General features: G+C 64.8%; 13 protein-coding genes. 6 read left to right on the forward strand and 7 right to left on the reverse strand.

Annotated elements, in window-relative coordinates; all coding sequences use genetic code 11:
- Nucleotides 1–42 precede the first annotated feature (42 nt).
- Both ACSQ23_RS27720 and ACSQ23_RS27725 read left to right on the forward strand, forming a co-directional pair.
- Nucleotides 43–1,626, forward strand: a complete 1,584-nt coding sequence (locus tag ACSQ23_RS27720; protein WP_436092623.1) for a DUF5060 domain-containing protein — start codon at nt 43–45, stop codon at nt 1,624–1,626.
- Nucleotides 1,627–1,636: 10 nt separating this feature from the next.
- Complete coding sequence (locus ACSQ23_RS27725) at nt 1,637–3,139, forward strand: DUF5060 domain-containing protein (protein WP_436092624.1); 1,503 nt, start codon at nt 1,637–1,639, stop codon at nt 3,137–3,139.
- A 17-nt stretch (nt 3,140–3,156) separates the two neighbouring features.
- Here ACSQ23_RS27725 and ACSQ23_RS27730 read toward each other — a convergent pair whose 3' ends face one another.
- Together ACSQ23_RS27730 and ACSQ23_RS27735 are read right to left on the reverse strand one after the other, a co-directional pair.
- Nucleotides 3,157–4,191, reverse strand: a complete 1,035-nt coding sequence (locus ACSQ23_RS27730; protein WP_436092625.1) for an aldo/keto reductase — start codon at nt 4,189–4,191, stop codon at nt 3,157–3,159.
- A gap of 328 nt (nt 4,192–4,519) precedes the next feature.
- The gene (locus ACSQ23_RS27735; RefSeq protein WP_436092626.1) at nt 4,520–5,527 is read right to left on the reverse strand and encodes an N-acetylglucosamine kinase; all 1,008 of its coding nucleotides are present in this window, start codon (nt 5,525–5,527) and stop codon (nt 4,520–4,522) included.
- A 108-nt stretch (nt 5,528–5,635) separates the two neighbouring features.
- Between ACSQ23_RS27735 and ACSQ23_RS27740 the strand changes: the two genes are divergently transcribed.
- The 4 genes from ACSQ23_RS27740 to ACSQ23_RS27755 all read left to right on the forward strand — a co-directional run bounded on the left by ACSQ23_RS27740 (nt 5,636) and on the right by ACSQ23_RS27755 (nt 10,673).
- A complete protein-coding gene (locus ACSQ23_RS27740) occupies nt 5,636–6,568 on the forward strand; it encodes a MurR/RpiR family transcriptional regulator (protein ID WP_056004227.1) in 933 nt (310 codons plus the stop codon).
- Nucleotides 6,569–6,584: 16 nt separating this feature from the next.
- Nucleotides 6,585–7,334: a sugar isomerase domain-containing protein gene (locus ACSQ23_RS27745; protein ID WP_055883447.1), complete on the forward strand. Its 750-nt coding sequence runs from the start codon at nt 6,585–6,587 to the stop codon at nt 7,332–7,334.
- 64 nt (nt 7,335–7,398) lie between these two features.
- A complete protein-coding gene (ngcE, locus tag ACSQ23_RS27750) occupies nt 7,399–8,772 on the forward strand; it encodes an N-acetylglucosamine/diacetylchitobiose ABC transporter substrate-binding protein (RefSeq protein ID WP_055883445.1) in 1,374 nt (457 codons plus the stop codon).
- An 11-nt stretch (nt 8,773–8,783) separates the two neighbouring features.
- A complete protein-coding gene (locus tag ACSQ23_RS27755; protein ID WP_197421326.1) occupies nt 8,784–10,673 on the forward strand; it encodes an ABC transporter permease in 1,890 nt (629 codons plus the stop codon).
- A 483-nt stretch (nt 10,674–11,156) separates the two neighbouring features.
- Here the strand turns inward: ACSQ23_RS27755 and ACSQ23_RS27760 are convergent, their stop codons facing one another.
- From ACSQ23_RS27760 to ACSQ23_RS27780, 5 genes are all read right to left on the reverse strand, one after another.
- Complete coding sequence (locus ACSQ23_RS27760; RefSeq protein ID WP_436092627.1) at nt 11,157–12,008, reverse strand: carbohydrate ABC transporter permease; 852 nt, start codon at nt 12,006–12,008, stop codon at nt 11,157–11,159.
- Nucleotides 11,998–12,924 carry a carbohydrate ABC transporter permease gene (locus ACSQ23_RS27765; protein ID WP_407065088.1) on the reverse strand — a complete coding sequence of 309 codons (927 nt, stop codon included), beginning with the start codon at nt 12,922–12,924 and terminating at the stop codon, nt 11,998–12,000. The genes ACSQ23_RS27760 and ACSQ23_RS27765 overlap by 11 nt, the downstream gene beginning before the upstream one ends.
- Before the next feature lie 94 nt (nt 12,925–13,018).
- A complete protein-coding gene (locus ACSQ23_RS27770) occupies nt 13,019–14,233 on the reverse strand; it encodes an ABC transporter substrate-binding protein (protein WP_436092628.1) in 1,215 nt (404 codons plus the stop codon).
- A 93-nt stretch (nt 14,234–14,326) separates the two neighbouring features.
- Entirely contained in the window at nt 14,327–15,133 is an 807-nt protein-coding gene (locus tag ACSQ23_RS27775) for a DUF4037 domain-containing protein (RefSeq protein ID WP_244488579.1), read from the reverse strand.
- A 5-nt stretch (nt 15,134–15,138) separates the two neighbouring features.
- Nucleotides 15,139–16,461 carry an alpha-L-fucosidase gene (locus ACSQ23_RS27780; RefSeq protein WP_436092629.1) on the reverse strand — a complete coding sequence of 441 codons (1,323 nt, stop codon included), beginning with the start codon at nt 16,459–16,461 and terminating at the stop codon, nt 15,139–15,141.
- Nucleotides 16,462–16,468: the final 7 nt, after the last annotated feature.

Consider the following 16,468-nt stretch of genomic DNA (forward strand, 5'->3'; position numbering starts at 1 on the left):
GGCTGCTGCCCCTAGCATTTTGTACCCAAGGGAATTTCAGAGATGACCACGACCGCCGCCTCGCTTTGGGCCACCTGGGAGCTGAGCCTGACGGGCCCCTCCACCGGCAACCCCTTCCTCGAGATCCAGCTCACCGCCACCTTCCGCCAGGGCGAGCGCGAGGTGCGGGTCAACGGCTTCTATGACGGTGACGGCGTCTACAAACTGCGCTTCCTGCCCGACACCGCGGGCACCTGGAGCTACGAAACCCGCAGCAATGCGCCTGTGCTCGACAATGTCACCGGCACGTTCGAGGTCGGCCCCGCTCTGCCCAACCATCACGGTCCGGTGCGCGTCGCCAACCGGCACCATTTCCGTTACGCCGATGGCACGCGCTACACCAATATCGGCACCACCGCCTATGTGTGGAACCTGCAGGGCGACGTGCTGGAGGAGGAGACGCTCGCGAGCCTCGCCAAGGCGCCCTTCACCAAGATCCGCATGTGCGTGTTCCCCAAGCACTATCGCTACAATGAGAACGAGCCGGAGCGGTATCCGTTCAAGCTGGTGACTGCGGGCAAAAGCAAGTGGGACGGCAGCTTCGCCGGGGCCGACAAGTATGGCTGGAAGTTCGATTTCACCCAGTTCGAGCCGGCCTATTTCCAGCATCTCGAGCAGCGCATCAAGCAGCTGGCGGAGATCGGGGTCGAAGCCGACCTGATCGTCTTCCACCCCTACGACCGCTGGGGCTTTTCGCACATGTCGCCGGCCGAGGATGACCGGTACCTGCGCTACCTTACCGCGCGGCTCGCGGCCTTCCCCAATGTGTGGTGGTCGATGGCCAATGAATACGACCTGATGCCGCAAAAGAGCCCGCAGGACTGGGATCGCTTCATCAACATCACCGCCGATAACGACCCCTTTGGGCACCTGTTATCGGTGCATAACTGCTTCAAGTTCTACGACCACAACCACCCGCGTATCACCCACGCCTCGATCCAGCGCTCGAGTGCCAACATGTCGGCGGTGTGGCGCGAGAAATACGGCAAACCCGTCTCGATCGACGAGTGCTGCTACGAGGGCACCATCGCCGAGCTCTGGGGCAATATCAGTGGCCACAAGATGGTGCGCCGCTTCTGGGATGGCGCGGTGAACGGCGGCTATGTCACCCATGGCGAAACCTTCAACAATGACACCAACACCATCTGGTGGGCCAAGGGCGGCAAGCTGATCGGCGAGAGCGTTGCGCGCATCGCCTTCCTTCGCCGCATCATGGAGGAGGGGCCTGACGAAGGGCTCGATCCGATCAAATCCACCGGCGCCTATCGCATCGCCATGCAAGGCGGGCTCGACAATGTGGTGCTGCAGCAGCTGTTCGTGCCGCCAGCAGGCGAAGAGAGCTGGGCTCCGGCCATGGCCTGGTGGCCGACAGCCGGGCAGCCGCACCGCTATTACCTGAGCTACCTGGGCGAGAACCAGCCGAGCGAGGCGACAGTCGCGGTGCCGCCCGACGAGCAGTACAGCGCCACGCTGATCGACACCTGGAACATGACCGAGACGCCGCTCGCGCCGAGCGTCAAGCGTGGCGACGTGCTGCATTTCGAGCCGAAACCCTATCTGGCGCTGCTGTTCAAGCGCATCGACTGAGGATCTCTCCATGACCGCCAAGTACGATATTTTCGAAGCGAGCTTTGCCGGCCCGGCCAGCGGCAACCCCTATCTCGAGGTGAGCTTCGACGCGGTATTCGCGCAGCATTCGCGCGAAGTGCGGGTGCCGGGCTTCTACGATGGGGACGGCACCTATCGCGTGCGCTTCATGCCCGACCATGAGGGCGAATGGACGTTCCGCACGCGGTCGAAGACCACCGAACTCGACGGCAAGATCGGCAGCTTCACCGTCACCGCGGCGCGCCCCGGCCAGCACGGGCCGGTGGCCGTGAAGAACAAGTTCCACTTCGCTCATGCCGACGGCACGCCCTACGTGCCGTTCGGCACCACCTGCTATGCCTGGACGCACCAGCCGCTCGCCATGCAGGCCGAGACGCTCGAGACGCTCGGCAAGGCCAGGTTCAACAAGATCCGCATGGGGGTGTTCCCCAAGGATTATCCGTTCAACACCAACGAGCCGCTGCAAGACGTCTATCTCCCGGGCGCCGACGGCAAGCTCGATTTCGATCGGCCCAACCCGAAAGCGTTCCAGCATTTCGAGCAGCAGGTCGGGAAACTCCGCGACATGGGGATCGAGGCGGACCTGATCATCTTCCACCCCTATGACCGCTGGGGCTACTCGAACATGTCGGCGGAACAGGATTTCCGCTACGTCGCTTATCTCGCGGCCCGGCTCAGCGCCTATGCCAACGTCTGGTGGGCGCTCGCCAACGAGTACGATTTCCTGCTCGACACCAAGCCGGTGGCGCAGTGGGACCGCTATTTCCACATCCTCGAAGAGAACGACCCCTACGGCCACCTGAAGTCGATCCACAATGGCGACCAGTCGATGAATTTCGACCATCGCAAGGCCTGGGTCAGCCATGTCTGCATCCAGAACTGGGATGTGAAGCGCACCCCGGAATGGCGCGAGCAGTATGGCAAGCCCGTGGTCAACGACGAGCCGGAATATGAGGGCAATATCTGGCCGAGCTGGGGCAACATCACGGCTGAGGAGCTCACCCACCGGTTCTGGACCACGGTGATGCGCGGCGGCTATGCCGGGCATGGCGAGACCTATGCCGACCCCGACGACCTGATCTGGTGGGCCAAGGGCGGCAAACTCCATGGCGAAGCCTGGAAGCGCATCGGGTTCCTCCGCGCCATCGTCGAGGAAGACGCGACGGACGGGCTGACGCCGATGGGCCACAATGCCTCCTGGCCGTGGAGCCGCATCTCCGGGGCCCGCGACGGCAAGGTCAGCTACATCTATTTCGGCGAGCACCAGCCCAATCAATGGACCACGGGGCTGCCGAAGGAAGACGGGAATTTTGAGGTCGACCTGATCGACACCTGGGCGATGACGGTGACGCCGGCCAAGCGCATCCCGGCACTGATCCCGCACCCGACGCGGCACGGCGAGGTGGTGCGCGGCGGCAAGGCGGACGCGGCGTTTGGGGTGGAACTGCCGAGCCGGCCGTATCTGGCGCTGCGGATCAGGCAGTTGGATTAGTCACTGGGCTGCGGGCTTTAGCGGCTGGGCACCGGCGCGTTTGCCGCTAGCAGGCCTTGCGCCTTCAGATCTGACCAGAACGCCGCGGGAATGTTCACCGCGAGCGCCGCGACATTCGCTTGCACCTCGGATGGCTTCGCCGCGCCGGGGATCACCGAGACCACGGCCGGATGGGCTAACGGGAACTGCAGCGCTGCGACCGGCATGCTGACATTGTGCGCCGCACACACCGCCTCGATGCCGCGGACTTTCGCCTGCACTTCGGGCGGGGCCTTGCCATAGGCGTACATGGCGCCGGCGCCTGAGCCGGTGACGAGGATGCCGGAGGCGAAGGGGGCGCCGATGATGACGCTGATGCCGCGATCGAGGCAGCGCTGCATCGAGGTATCGAGCACGCCCTGGTCGAGCAGAGTATAGGGCATGGCGACGATGGCGAAATCGACGTCGATGGCACTCAGCATCTCGTCGAGATTGCCGGGGACGTTATTGCCGACGCCGATCGCCTTGATATCGCCGGCGGCCTTCAGCTCCTGCAGGGCCTTGAGCCCGCCGCCGTCGGTCAGTTGCTTCAGGTACACCGTCACCAGTTCGGGGGTGTGGAACATGGTGTCGAGGTCGTGGATCACCAGGGAATCCACGGTGTTGAGCGCCAGCCGCTGCAGCACCTGCTCGTAGGCCCGCATCATCCCATCATGGGTGTAGTTGAACTCCACCTCGAACGGCAGGCCGCCGGCCCAGGGGGCGGTGCTGAAGTTTGCCGGGTCATCGGGGCGGTGGAGGATGCGGCCGACCTTGGTGTTGACGATGAACTCGTTACGCGGCCGGGTGCGGAGGAAGCCGCCGAGCCGATGCTCGGAGAGGCCGCGGCCATACCAGGGCGCCGTGTCGTAGAAGCGCACCCCGGCCTCCCAGGCGGCGGCCAGGGTCGCCTGTGACTCGGCTTCGTCCAGCCTGGCGTAGAGCTCGCCCAGATGCGCGGCGCCGAAACCGAACACCGGCAGCTCCAGCGCAGTGCGCCCGACGCGGCGACGGGTTGAGACGGTGACAGTCACGATGGTGGACCTCCCCCAAGGCACTTCGCTGGCTTTTTGGCAAAGCTGTCAGACAACAGGGGGTTGGGCAAGCGGGTGGCTGCGGGTTGTCACTGGTCGCGCCACACCGCCCCCTCGCCCCTCTGGGGAGAGGGCGGCGGATGGGGCCGGAGGCCTCATCCGTGGGGTGAGGGGTGCCAAGCGCACGACAATCAGGACAGGTAGAGGGGGCACTCGTTCAGCCGGTGTGCTTGGCTCCCCCTCACCCTGACCCTCTCCCCAGAGGGGCGAGGGGACGCACTTTGCGACGCCCGTGCGCGCAAGGAAGTCAAGGGGTCCTTAGGTACTCCTAGGCCGAAACCGCCGACGTCGCGTTCCTTGCCGCCATCGATGCGGCGACGGTCGCGACCGTGCTGTCGTCCACCGCCTCGCCAATGGCCCGCAGCGCCAGCACCACGGCGCCGACCGAGCCGTCGCCGGCGATGCGAACATCCGGCGTGTGGCCGGCGGCGCGCATCACTTCGGAGACCGCGGCGGGCAGCGTCAACAGGTGCGGAGCGATGCCGCCGCCGAGCGCTACCGGACCGGGCATGCCGGGATCGAAGATCATCTTGAAGTCGGCGAGGAGGTAGGCCTCGGACTGCGCGAGGAGCGCCGCCGCCACCGGATCGGTGCGGTTGGCGATGACCAGTGGGGCGAAGCGGGCGAGCTCAATCGGGCGGAGCTTGTAGATCGCGTCGACAAACTGCTGCAGGCAGAGCTGCCGGCCGCTGAAGGCTTTTTCGTCGGAATAGGCGATGCCGAAGGCGCCGAGCAACGCGGCGGTCAGCACGGTTTTGGGGCCGCGGCCTTCTAGGTCGGCGGTGACGGCGATCGCCGCGTGGTGGCCGAGCCAGTAGCCCGAGCCGAGATCGCCGAGCAGGTAGCCGGCGGCGTCGACCACGGCTTCGATGGCGCCATTGCGGACCCGCACCGCACCGGCGCCAGTGCCGGCGACGATGCAATAACCATCGCGCGCCGCGGTGACCGAGGCGAGCATCGCCTCGAGGTCGCCGGCGAAAACCAGGGGCCCGGTGAGGCCATTTTCACGGAAGGCCGCTTCCAGCCGATCCTGCGCGACATGGGCGCGGGGGCCGGCCAGCGCGAGCAGCGCCAGCTCGATATCGAGCTGGCCGCCGGCATCGGCGACGGCGGCCTCGACCGCCGAAATGATGGCGGAAGCCGCCTGTTCCGGGCTGTTCGAGGCCGGGTTGCCGCCGCGATTGCGGCCCTGGCCGAGACAGCGGCCGGCATGATCGACCAGAGTGGCACGCGATGTGGAACCGCCCACATCGATGGCGAGCAACGCCTTGTTCATCGCGTTATCGACCCGCTTGCCTTCGTGAAAATTGCTGGATAAGAATTGTTTTCATCCGCACAGCGGCCTTCTTGAGAGTGATTTTCAGGGCATGGGCTCCTAACATAGATGACCGCCATCGCAAAGACGTTCAGCGTTCTGGACCGGATCAGGACTTACCAGTCCCAGATGCCGGCTACGATGGCGAAAATCGCAGCGGTCCTCATTGACGATCCCAAGGCGCCGCTGAACCTCTCGATCACCGATCTCGCCGAGCGGGCGGGGACCTCGGCCGCCAGCGTGACCCGCTTCTGCCGGATGATCGGCTATGGCGGCTATTCGCAGCTGCGCGTCGGGATTGCCGAGGATGTCGGCCGCGGCGGCGCCAAGGCGGCGTGGATCGGCGAAATCGGCCGCTCGTTCGGGCCCGATGACTCGCCGGACGAGATCCGCAACGCGCTGCTCAACACCCATGTGCTGAGCCTCCAGACCACGGCGGGGCTGCTCGATATGCCCACCGCGATCCGGGTGGCGCAGGCGATCGTCAAGGCTCGGCAGCTCGACGTCTATGGCGTCGGCGGCAGCGCGCTCACGGCGCTCGAGACCGAGGCGCGGCTCTACCGCATCGGCGTCAATGTCCATACCTGGGCCGAGGTGCATAACGGGCTGACCAGCGCCGCCATACTCGATGACCGGTGCGTTGCCATCGGCATCTCCAATACCGGCCGCACCGACGAAACCATCCAGATGCTGACCGTCGCCAAGGCGTCGGGCGCCCATACCGTGGCGATCACCGGCAACCCGGATTCGCCGCTGGCTCGCCTCGCCCATGACGTGCTGATCGCCGCCTCGCCCGATGGCTACCTGCAGCCGGCGGACCTGTCGGCCCGGCACTGCCAGCTGTTCGTGGTGGATTTGCTTTACCTGTTGATTGCGCAATCGAATTTCGACCGCACGACGCGCTTCCTCGCCGCCTCCGGCGCCGCGGTAGCGCCACGCCGCCGCCCGATGCGGGGTGGCTTGCCTAACACTGCCGCGCGCCGCGCGACGGCCCAGACCTAACGGAACCCATGTGATTATGACCGACCTGACTACGCAGTTTCATACCGAAGTTTCGACCCGCCTCGCCAAGCTCGCGGGCCCGAACCAGGCGATCGACGACACCATCGCGCTGGTGGCCGACGCCGTCGCGGCCGGCGGCGTGGTGCAGGCCTTCGGCACCGGTCACTCGGAAGCCTTCGCCATGGAAATCGCCGGCCGCGCCGGTGGGCTGATCGCCGCCAACCGCATCCCGCTGCGCGCTTTGGTGCTGCGCGGCGGCAAGGACCTGTCGATCCTTGGCGGCGCCGCGCTGGAGCGCGACCCGAACGTCGCGGAAAACCTCCTGTCGCTCTACGAGCTCGACAAGAACGACGTGTTCATCATCGCCTCGAACTCGGGCGTCAACGGCTCGATCGTCGGGCTGGCGCTCGCCGCCAAGGCGCGCGGCCACAAGGTGGTGGCGGTGACCAGCTTCGACCACACCAGCAAAGTCACGCCCAAGCATCCGAGCGGCAAGCGTTTGATGGAAGTGGCAGATATCGCCATCGACAACCTGGCGCCCTTCGGCGACAGTACGCTGCAACTGGAGGGTGGCATGGGCGTAGGCGCAGTCTCCTCGCTCACCGCAGCATTCATTGCTCAGCGCATCACCATCGGCGTCGCTGAAGCGCTGCTCAAGCGCGGCAAGACGCCGCCGCTCTACATCTCGGCAAATATCCCCGGGGGCGACGAACACAATCGCGCTCTCGAAGATCTTTACGGCACGCGCATCCGTGGGGAGTCCTGAGGGACTACGGAGGCGTTTGGCGTGGGGCCTAACGACTAAATACTTGGAGAAGGGAAGGAACTAAATGTTCAAAAAGACCATTGACCGCCGCGCATTCCTGCGCGGCACGACGGCCCTCGTGGCAGTCGCGCCGTTTGGCGGCCTGCTCGGCTCGACCAGCGCTTTCGCGCAGGACGCGGCCAATCCGTTTGGTGTCGCCGACGGTTCGACCGTTGACGCCGTCATCTTCAACGGCGGTTACGGCATCGACTATGTCGAGTTCGCCGCCAACCTCGTGCAGAAGAACCACCCGACCGTCACCGTCAAGGTGTCGCCGTCGACCCAGATCGCCCAGGAACTGCAGCCGCGTTTCCTCGGCGGCAACCCGCCGGATCTGATCGACAACTCGGGTGCGCAGGCCATCGGCTTTGCGGCCATCATCGACCAGCTCGAAGACATGAACTCGGTGCTCGACGCGCCGAGCCTCGAAGGCACCAAGATCCGCGACACCCTGGTGGGTGGCGTCGAGAAGCCGGGCACCTTCGGCGACAAGTTCATCGCGCTGAACTACGTGATGACCGTCTACGGTATCTGGTACTCGGCCTCGCTGTTCGAGGCCAATGGCTGGACCCCGCCGACCACCTGGGCCGAAGCCATTGAGCTCGGCAAGGTTGCCAAGGAAAAGGGCCTTTACCTGTTCGGTTGGGGCAAGGAAGCGGCGACCTATTACCGCACCACTGCGGTCGCTTCGGCGATCAAGGCGGGCGGCGACGAAGTGCGTCTGGCCGTCGACAACTTCACCCCGGGCTTCTGGTCGCATCCGGCGTTCCAGGCCGTCTTCACCGCGCTGCACGAGATCATCTCGGGCGGCATGATGAAGCCGGGTGGCGCGGGCACCCAGTTCACCGCTGCTCAGGCGCAGTGGTCGAACGACCAGTCGTTCCTGCTCTATCCGTCGGGCTCGTGGATCGAGAACGAAATGAAGCCGGCCACCAAGGCGGACTTCAAGATGACCGGCATGCCGGAACTGTCGATCGACGCCAACGACAAGCTGCCGAAGACGGCTCTGCACGCCACGGCGGGCGAACCGTTCATCATCCCGGCGGGCGCGCTGAACCTTGCCGGTGGCAAGGAACTGCTCCGCACGATGCTCTCGAAGGAAGCCGCGACGAACTTCGCCAAGACGAAGCTCGCCCCGACCATCGTCAAGGACACCGTGCCGGCCGACGGTTTCGGTTCGACCGCTCTGGTCTCCCAGAGCAAGCTGCTGGCCGACGCCGGCAACGACGTCTTCACCTGGAACTCGTTCGACCTCTACGGCACGAACCAGGACGAACTCGTCGTCTGGAACAGCTTCCTCGATGGCAAGCTTGACGTAGCCGCCTTCACTGCCGCTCTCGAGGCGATCACCAGCGCCGTTTACAACGACGCCTCCGTCACGAAAGTCGAAGTGAAGTAATGGACAGCACGATGGCGAGGGCACCGGCCACGACAACCCGTCGGTGGAAACTACCAAGCCTCGAGGGCTCCAGCTTCGCGCTGGTGTTTTTGGGGCTCCCCCTGGCGATCTACGTGATCTTCGTGATCTCGCCATTCGTGCAAGCCTTCTATTACTCAATGACCGATTGGTCAGGCTTTTCGAAGAAGATGAACTTCGTTGGCCTGGCCAATTATGTCACCCTGTTGACTGATCCGGTCTTCACCAAGGCGGTCTACAACTCCATCGTCCTGGTGGTGGTGCTGCCGCCGCTGGTGATCATCCTGTCGGTGACGCTGGCGACGCTGGTGACCATTGGCGGGGTGACCCGCGGTGAGATCCAGGGGCTCAAGCATTCCGGCATCTACCGGGTCATCTCGTTCTTCCCCTACACGGTGCCGGCGATCGTCATCGGCATCCTGTGGGCGCAGATGTACGACCCCTCGAGCGGGTTGCTGAACGGTATCCTGACCGCCCTGGGGTTCGATTTCTTCAAGTCCTTCGCCTGGCTCGGCGACGAGCGCACCGCCATGGGCGCCTCGATCTTCGTCATCGCCTGGTCGATGGTCGGCTTCTACATGGTGCTGTTCATCGCCGCGATCAAAGGCATCCCGGCCGAGGTCTATGAGGCGGCGCGCGTCGATGGCGCCGGCCGCTTCCGCACGGCGATCTCGATCACCGTGCCGATGATCCGCGACAATATCCGCACCGCTTACGTCTATCTCGGCATCCTGGCGCTCGACGCCTTCGTCTATATGCAGGCGTTGAACCCGTCGGGCGGCCCGGCCAACTCCACCGTGGTGATTTCGCAGCACCTGCTGAATACCGCCTTCAAGAAGGGCAAGTTCGGCTATGCGACCTCGATGGGCGCAACGCTGGCGATCATCACGCTGATCTTTGCCGCGCTGGTGTTCTTCGTGTTCTGGTGGACCGGTCGTCCGCCCAAGTCGAAGCCGGCTGCCATCGTCGCGGCGCCCGCCATTCGCGCGGCCGCGGTCGCAACACCGACCAAGCCGGTGGCGCAGTTCGAACATCCGGTGGCGAGAAAGACCATCTGGACCGACAAGACCGTCGCCACGATTTCGCACATCGCGCTCATCGCCTGGGTGGTGATCATCTGCGCGCCCTTGCTCTGGGTGCTGATGAGCTCGTTCAAGACGACGCAGCAGATCTTCGCCTCGCCCTTCACGCTGCCCACCAGCTTCAACTTCGACAACTACGTGTCGGCGTGGACCTCGGCGTCGATCGGCACCTATTTCTTCAACACGGTGATCGTTGTCGGCTTTGCGCTGGCCATCGTCATGCTGCTCGGCTCGATGTGCGCCTATTACCTGGCGCGCTACGAGTTCCGCGGCAGCAAGATCATTTACTACCTGATGCTGGCCGGGCTGACCTTCCCGATCTTCCTCGCCGTGGTGCCGCTGTTCCAGACGCTGCGCGGCTTCGGGTTGCTCAATACCTTCCCCGGCCTGATCATCACCTATGTGGCGTTCGCGCTGCCGTTCACGGTGTTCTTCCTCTACGCCTTCTTCCGCACCCTGCCGCAGGAGATCGCCGAGGCGGCGATGATCGACGGCGCCGGCCCGTGGCGCATCTTCTTCACCATCATGCTGCCGATGGCGAAGCCCGGCATCGCCTCGGTGGCGATCTTCAACTTCCTCGGGTTGTGGAACCAGTTCCTGCTGCCGATCGCGCTCAACACCAACACCGCCAATTACGTGCTGAGCCAGGGCATGGCGTCATTCGCCTCGCAGGCGGGCTATGCAGTGAACTTCGGCGCGCTGTTCGCCGCCGTGGTGATCACGGTGCTGCCGGTGCTCGTCACCTACATCATCTTCCAGCGCCAGCTGCAGGGCTCGGTGCAGACGGGGATGTTGAAGTAGGGGCGGTCGCATAATCGAAGCGAAGGGGCATCCTCAGGGGTGCCCCTTTTTGTTTTGGGGGCGCGCGGCGATGGTGGCCATCTGTCCCTTCTCCCCTCAGGGGAACCGGACGAGGGCGTAGCCCTCGCCGGGAGGTGGCGCGCAGCGCCGGTTGAGGGGTGAAGCGGTGCAGCGAGCGCCCGCTGAGAAGCTGAACCCCTCACCCTAGTTCCGCTACGGACCTGACGGTCCTAGCTGCACTACCCTCTCCCCTCAGGGGAGAGGGGCCGACTGCGGGCTTCGGTGGACGGCAGGTAGCACTGGCGGCACCACAACGCCCCCTCGCCCCTCTGGGGAGAGGGCCGGGGTGAGGGGCGCCAAGCGCGCGGATGGGGCGGGGCAAACGGCGATAGCAGCTCTTCTGGTGTGCTTGGCTACCCCTCACCCTAACCCTCTCCCCAGAGGGGAGAGGGGACGCGAGGCCGCCACCGGCAGTGGGTGGTCCTACCGCCCACCCATGCCCGCATTCAGCGCGATCGAGTTGTAGATCAGCTTCTGCAGCAGGATCGCCAGTACGATGCCGGGGAGCATCGAGAGGGCGGCGCCAGCCATGATGTAGTTCCACTGCGTGCCCTGCTGGGTCTGGAAGTGGGTGAGGCCGACCGGCAGGGTGGCGTTTTCCTGCCCGGTCATGACGATCAGCGGCCAGAGGAAGTTGTTCCACTGGGCGATGAAGGTGAAGAGCGACAGGAGCCCGATGGCCGGCATCGACAGCGGCACGATGATGCTGATGAGGATGCGGAGCCGCGAGGCGCCGTCGATCAGCGCCGCTTCCTCGAGCGAGTCGGGGATCGAGAGGAAGAACTGGCGCAACAGGAACGCGCCGAAGGTGCTGAAGGCCACCGGCAGGATGACGCCCTGGAAGGTGTTGACCATGCCCAGGCTGTTGACGATGAGGAACAGCGGGATGATCAGCATGATCGAGGGCACCATGAGCGTGCCGACATAGCCGAGCAGCAGGGTGTCGCGGCCGGGGAATTTCAGCCGGGCGAAGGCATAGCCGGCGAGGCACGAGACCACCACGGTGATCACCGTGACGCTGCCGGCGACGACCATCGAGTTGAGAAAGAAGCGGCCGAAGGGCAGCTCCGACCAGGTCTTGGCGAAATTATCCCATTGGAACTCCTGCGGCAGGATGCGCACCGGGATGGCCAGCACCTCGGCATTCGAGCGCACCGCGTTCGACACCATCCAGAAGAACGGGAACAGGAACAGCAGCGCCACGAGGATCAGCGCGCCGTGGTTGAGGATATCGAGCGCCAGGGTGAGGCGCCGGGACCGGACCTTAGTTGTCATAGTGCACCCACTTGCGCTGCAGCCAGAATTGCAGGGCAGTCAGCGCCATGATCAGCGCGAACATCACCCAGGCGATGGAAGAGGCGTAACCCATCTGGAAATTCTGGAAGCCGCGCTGGTAGATGGCGTAGCCCAGCGTGGCGGTGGCGTTGCCGGGGCCGCCGCGGGTCATCACATAGATCTGGTCGAACACCTGCAGCGAGGTGATGGCGGTCATCACCGTGCCGAAGAACAGGGTGGGCGAGATCAGCGGCAGGCGGATCTTCCAGAAGCGATCCCAGGCGCTGGCGCCATCGATCTTGGCCGCCTCGAGATAGCTCGGCGGCACCATGTCGAGCGCCGCGTTGAACAGCACGGTGTTGTAGCCGACATTGGCCCAGAGCGAGACGATGATCACCGCCTGCATGGCGAGGGTCTGGTCGGTCAACAGGTTCGGCACGCCCAGCGACAGCGACTTCATGATGAAATCGAAGAAGCCGCCCGGCGCGAAGATCAGCATCCAGACGATGGCGACGGCGATTCCGGGTGTAAATGTGGGGAGGAAAAACACCACCCGGAACCACCGTTGCCCTCGCTTGAGGCTGGCGATCCAGGTCGCGAGCCCCACCGAGATGATGATGTTCAGCACCAGATATTCGACGGTGAAGAACAGCGTGTTGCGTAGGACGGTCCAGAACTGCGGGTCGGCGGTGAACAGCCGGATGTAGTTCTGGAAGCCGACAAAGGCGGGTTTGCCGAGCAGCTTCCAGTTGGTGAAGCTCAGCGCCAGGGAGGCGATGATCGGCAGCACCAGGAAGAGCAGTACCCCCAACAGGCTAGGCAGCAGGAAGAAGAAGGCCGTGCGGCCCTCGCGTCGCCCGCTGCGCCTTCGCGGGCGGGCGGCCGGGGCGCTGGTCGCGACCGCGGTATCCTGGATAAGTGTCATGGGCACCTCCTCCCTCGCAGCGCCTGTGACGGCGCCATTGCAGTAGGTAGCCCGGCCGGATTCGGGGCCGGCCGGGCGTCGGGACTTACGGCAGCTGGCTCTGGATATCGGCCAGCACCGCGTCCGTGGTGTTGTCGCCGTTGAGCGCCAGCGGGAGATACTGGGTGAGCAGGTTCTCGAACTCGTTCCAGCTTTCATTGAGGCGGAACGGGGTCGAGTGGTCGAAGGAGTATTGCAGCGTCTCGCGGGCGCCGGCGATATCCTTGGCGGCGACGTCGTACCAGAACTTCTGCTCGGCGAGGCGGCCGGGCAGGGCACGGCCGGCCGAAGCGAGGATCTCCGCCGCCTTGGGACCGGTCAGCACCTTCAGTGCCTTGAACGCCTCATCCTTGTGCTGGCTGGCGGCCGAGATGCCCCAGCCCGAGCCGGCGGTGATGTAGCGGGACGGGCCTTCGCCGCGCGGCAGCGGGGCGACGCCGACCTTGAAGCCGACCGAGGCCTGGGTGGTCAGCAGCGACCAGGGGCCATCGATCACCATGGCGGCGTTGCCGGCGGCAAAGCGCCCGCTGCCGGTCTGGGCGCCGGCGCCCGAGGCAAAGACCGGCGAGGCCTTGGCGACCGCCACGAGGTCGACGAGCTTACCCACCGCGGCGGCATAGCCGGGGTTGGTCAGGTCGAACTGGTTGCCGTCATTGAAATACTCGGCCCCGAGGGCGATCGGCTGGGCGACGAAATCGAAGGCCTGCACGGCGTAGCCGTAATTGTCGCCGCTGGTCAGCTTTTCGGCGGCTGCCTTGAAGTCGTCGAAAGTCCAGTCGGGCTTGGGTTCGGCAATGCCGGCCTCGGCGAACTTGTCGCGGTTATAGAACATCAGCCACGGGCCGACGTCATAGGGCAGGGCGTATTGCACGCCATCCTGCGACAGGCCGCTAATGATCGAGGATTCGAACGCCGACTTGTCGAAATTGTCCGCCGCGATGAACGGATCGAGCGGCTCGAGCACGCCATAGAAGCTCGGCATGCGCATCGACTGCATGGCGACGAGGTCGGCGATCTGGCCGGACGAGGCCAGCACCGGCAGGCGGGTCCAGTAATCGGTCCAGCCGGAGAATTGCGGCGTCACCTTGATGTTGGGGTATTCGGCCGTCACCAGGTCGGCGAGGCTCTGGAACAGCGGGGTATCCTTCTCGTCACCCCACATCTGCCAGGTCAGGTTCACCTGCTCCTGGGCAAAGCTGGCGGTGGACAGGATGGCGGTGCCGGCAAGCGCCAGGGCAGCCAGTTGATGCGTGAACTTCACGATGTGTCTCCTCAATCACAGGTATTCGTTGGGTCTTCGGTCGTTTTTTGGTCGTTGTTCCGGAGTCCTCGGCTCCGGCGTCACCACGGCCGGTCAGGCCGCGATCAGCACCTCCAGATCGGCGATCATGGAAATGAGCTCGGTGCGCTGGCGGTGGAAGGCGTCGGGGTCGCGCCCCGGCTCCAGGATCGCCGCCATGCGGGAGGTGAAATCGGGCGGCAGCAGCGGCAGCTCTGCCGCCATCGGCAGGTTCCAGCCATCGCCCGGGTAATAGGCGCGGTTGAGCGCGAACACGACCTGCAGGATCGCGTTGCTGAGTTTGCCGGTGATGCCGACAAGGAACACCAGGTCGCGCCGGTCGACCTTGCTCTCATAGTGATAGTCGGCAGCCCAGTAGTTCAGGATCTCGCGGTACTGCTTGAGCACCGAGTTACGCAGCGGCTCCGGGTAGCAGGCGAGCTGGTCCTTCCAGCCGGCGAGCCGGCCTTCCGGATCGCTGACGATCTGCTGGCTCGAAAGATCGGTCGGCAGGTGGTAGCCCCAGATGGTCCACTCGAAGCTCTTGGGGATGGCAGTGCCGCCGAGCCAGGCGCCAAGATCGCTCTCGACGCCGGTGTAGCTGCGCATCCAGACCCCATCCATGCGGACGCCCTGCGACTGCCACTCGGCCATGGCCGCCTCGAAGCGGTTCCATTGCCCGGTCTGCTTCAGGTCTTGCCGGTAGGCATGGGCGTAGACGCGGAAGTCGTAGTCCGACTGCCGGTCCGACCGGCCCTTGCCGCGCGACCCGGCGAGCGCAACCGCGCCGGCGCCGTCCTCGGCAAGGTCGGCGATGAGCGGAGCCATCGCCGCGATCAGTTCGGCCTCGGGGGCCATCGCGTCAGCCAATGCTACCGGCAAGATCGTCAATCCCTGAGGATCAGCTCGACCACCGGGGTCACCACATCGGGCTTCAGCACCGGCAGTTCGAGCGTCAGCATGCCGTCGCCGACTGCGACGCCGATGTTGGAATCGACCTCGGCATCGGGGTCGAGCCAGTGGATCTCGCTCGCATCGTGCAGGAACTGGGCATATTTCACCTTGCGCCCCAGCCCCGGGATATGGACGTGGCGGAACGGCCAGGTCTGGAGGTGGAGGTAGAGCCGGTTGCCCTTCTGGGTGAAGCGGGTGCCGGCCGGCGCCTGGTATTCGGACGGCCCGGCGCCATAGATCGCGCGGCCGTTGACATGCAGCCACTCGCCATAGGTTTCGAGCGCGGTGACGGCGCGCTTGTCGAAGGTGCCGCGGGCCGTGGGCCCGACATTCATCAACAGGTTGCCGCCGAGCGCCACGGTATCGATCAGGATGTTGATCAGCTGGCCGGCATCCTTCCAAGTGTTCTCGTCGCGGTGGTAGCCCCACGAACCAGAGAAGGTGTGGCAGACTTCCCAGCGCACCGGCTTGCCGTTGATGGTGGGCGCGACGCGCGGCGTATACTGCTCCGGCGTGGCGAGATCCTTGGGGAAGTTGCCGTCGGTGGGCAGGTCCAGCCGGTCGCCGACGATGATGTTGGGCTGCAGCTCGCGCACCAGCCCGATCAGCTCCTCGGACTGCCAGTCGGCGCGGCCCTTGCCGGGCATGCCCTTGTACTCGCGCTTGGGGTAACTGAAATCGAACCAGATCACCGAGATCTCGCCGAACCCGGTGAGCAGCTCGCGCACCTGGTTGTGCATGTACTCGGCGTACTTTTTGACATCGCGGCTCATGTTCATCTCGAGCGCATCGGGGTGGTTGCGCAGCGGATGGATGCCGTCGATCGGGAATTCCGGGTGGTGCCAGTCGATCAGCGAATAGTAGAAGCCGACCTTCAGCCCCTCGGCGCGGAACGCCTCGACATAGGGCTTCAACAGGTCCTTGCCATAGGGGGTGTTAGTCGCCTTGTAGTCGGTGAACTTCGAATCCCACAGGCAGAAGCCCTCGTGGTGCTTGGCGGTCAGCACCACATATTTCATCCCGGCCTCGCGCGCCCGGCGCGCCCACTCCTTGGGGTCGTAGAGGTCGGGGTCGAAGTTCTCGAAATACTTGGCGTAGGTTTCCGGCGCGATTTCCTCGCGGTGCTGCACCCATTCATGGCGCGCGGCGAGGGCGTAAAGCCCGAAATGAATGAACATGCCGAAGCGGTCATTGCTGAACCAGGCCTTGCCCGCCGACGAGTCGAGGCCACCGCTGACGGTGAGTGCGCTATCCAATCTATCC

The organism is Devosia sp. LjRoot16, from assembly GCF_964252795.1.
Taxonomy (GTDB): Bacteria; Pseudomonadota; Alphaproteobacteria; order Rhizobiales; family Devosiaceae; genus Devosia_A.

Coding starts and splice junctions, on each gene's coding strand:
- ACSQ23_RS27725 (WP_436092624.1), top strand. CDS start 1,637: ATGACCGCCAAGTACGATATTTTCGAAGCGAGCTTTGCCGGCCCGGCC.
- ACSQ23_RS27740 (WP_056004227.1), top strand. CDS start 5,636: ATGACCGCCATCGCAAAGACGTTCAGCGTTCTGGACCGGATCAGGACT.
- ACSQ23_RS27735 (WP_436092626.1), bottom strand. CDS start 5,527: ATGAACAAGGCGTTGCTCGCCATCGATGTGGGCGGTTCCACATCGCGT.
- ngcE (WP_055883445.1), top strand. CDS start 7,399: ATGTTCAAAAAGACCATTGACCGCCGCGCATTCCTGCGCGGCACGACG.
- ACSQ23_RS27755 (WP_197421326.1), top strand. CDS start 8,784: ATGGCGAGGGCACCGGCCACGACAACCCGTCGGTGGAAACTACCAAGC.
- ACSQ23_RS27720 (WP_436092623.1), top strand. CDS start 43: ATGACCACGACCGCCGCCTCGCTTTGGGCCACCTGGGAGCTGAGCCTG.
- ACSQ23_RS27760 (WP_436092627.1), bottom strand. CDS start 12,008: ATGACAACTAAGGTCCGGTCCCGGCGCCTCACCCTGGCGCTCGATATC.
- ACSQ23_RS27745 (WP_055883447.1), top strand. CDS start 6,585: ATGACCGACCTGACTACGCAGTTTCATACCGAAGTTTCGACCCGCCTC.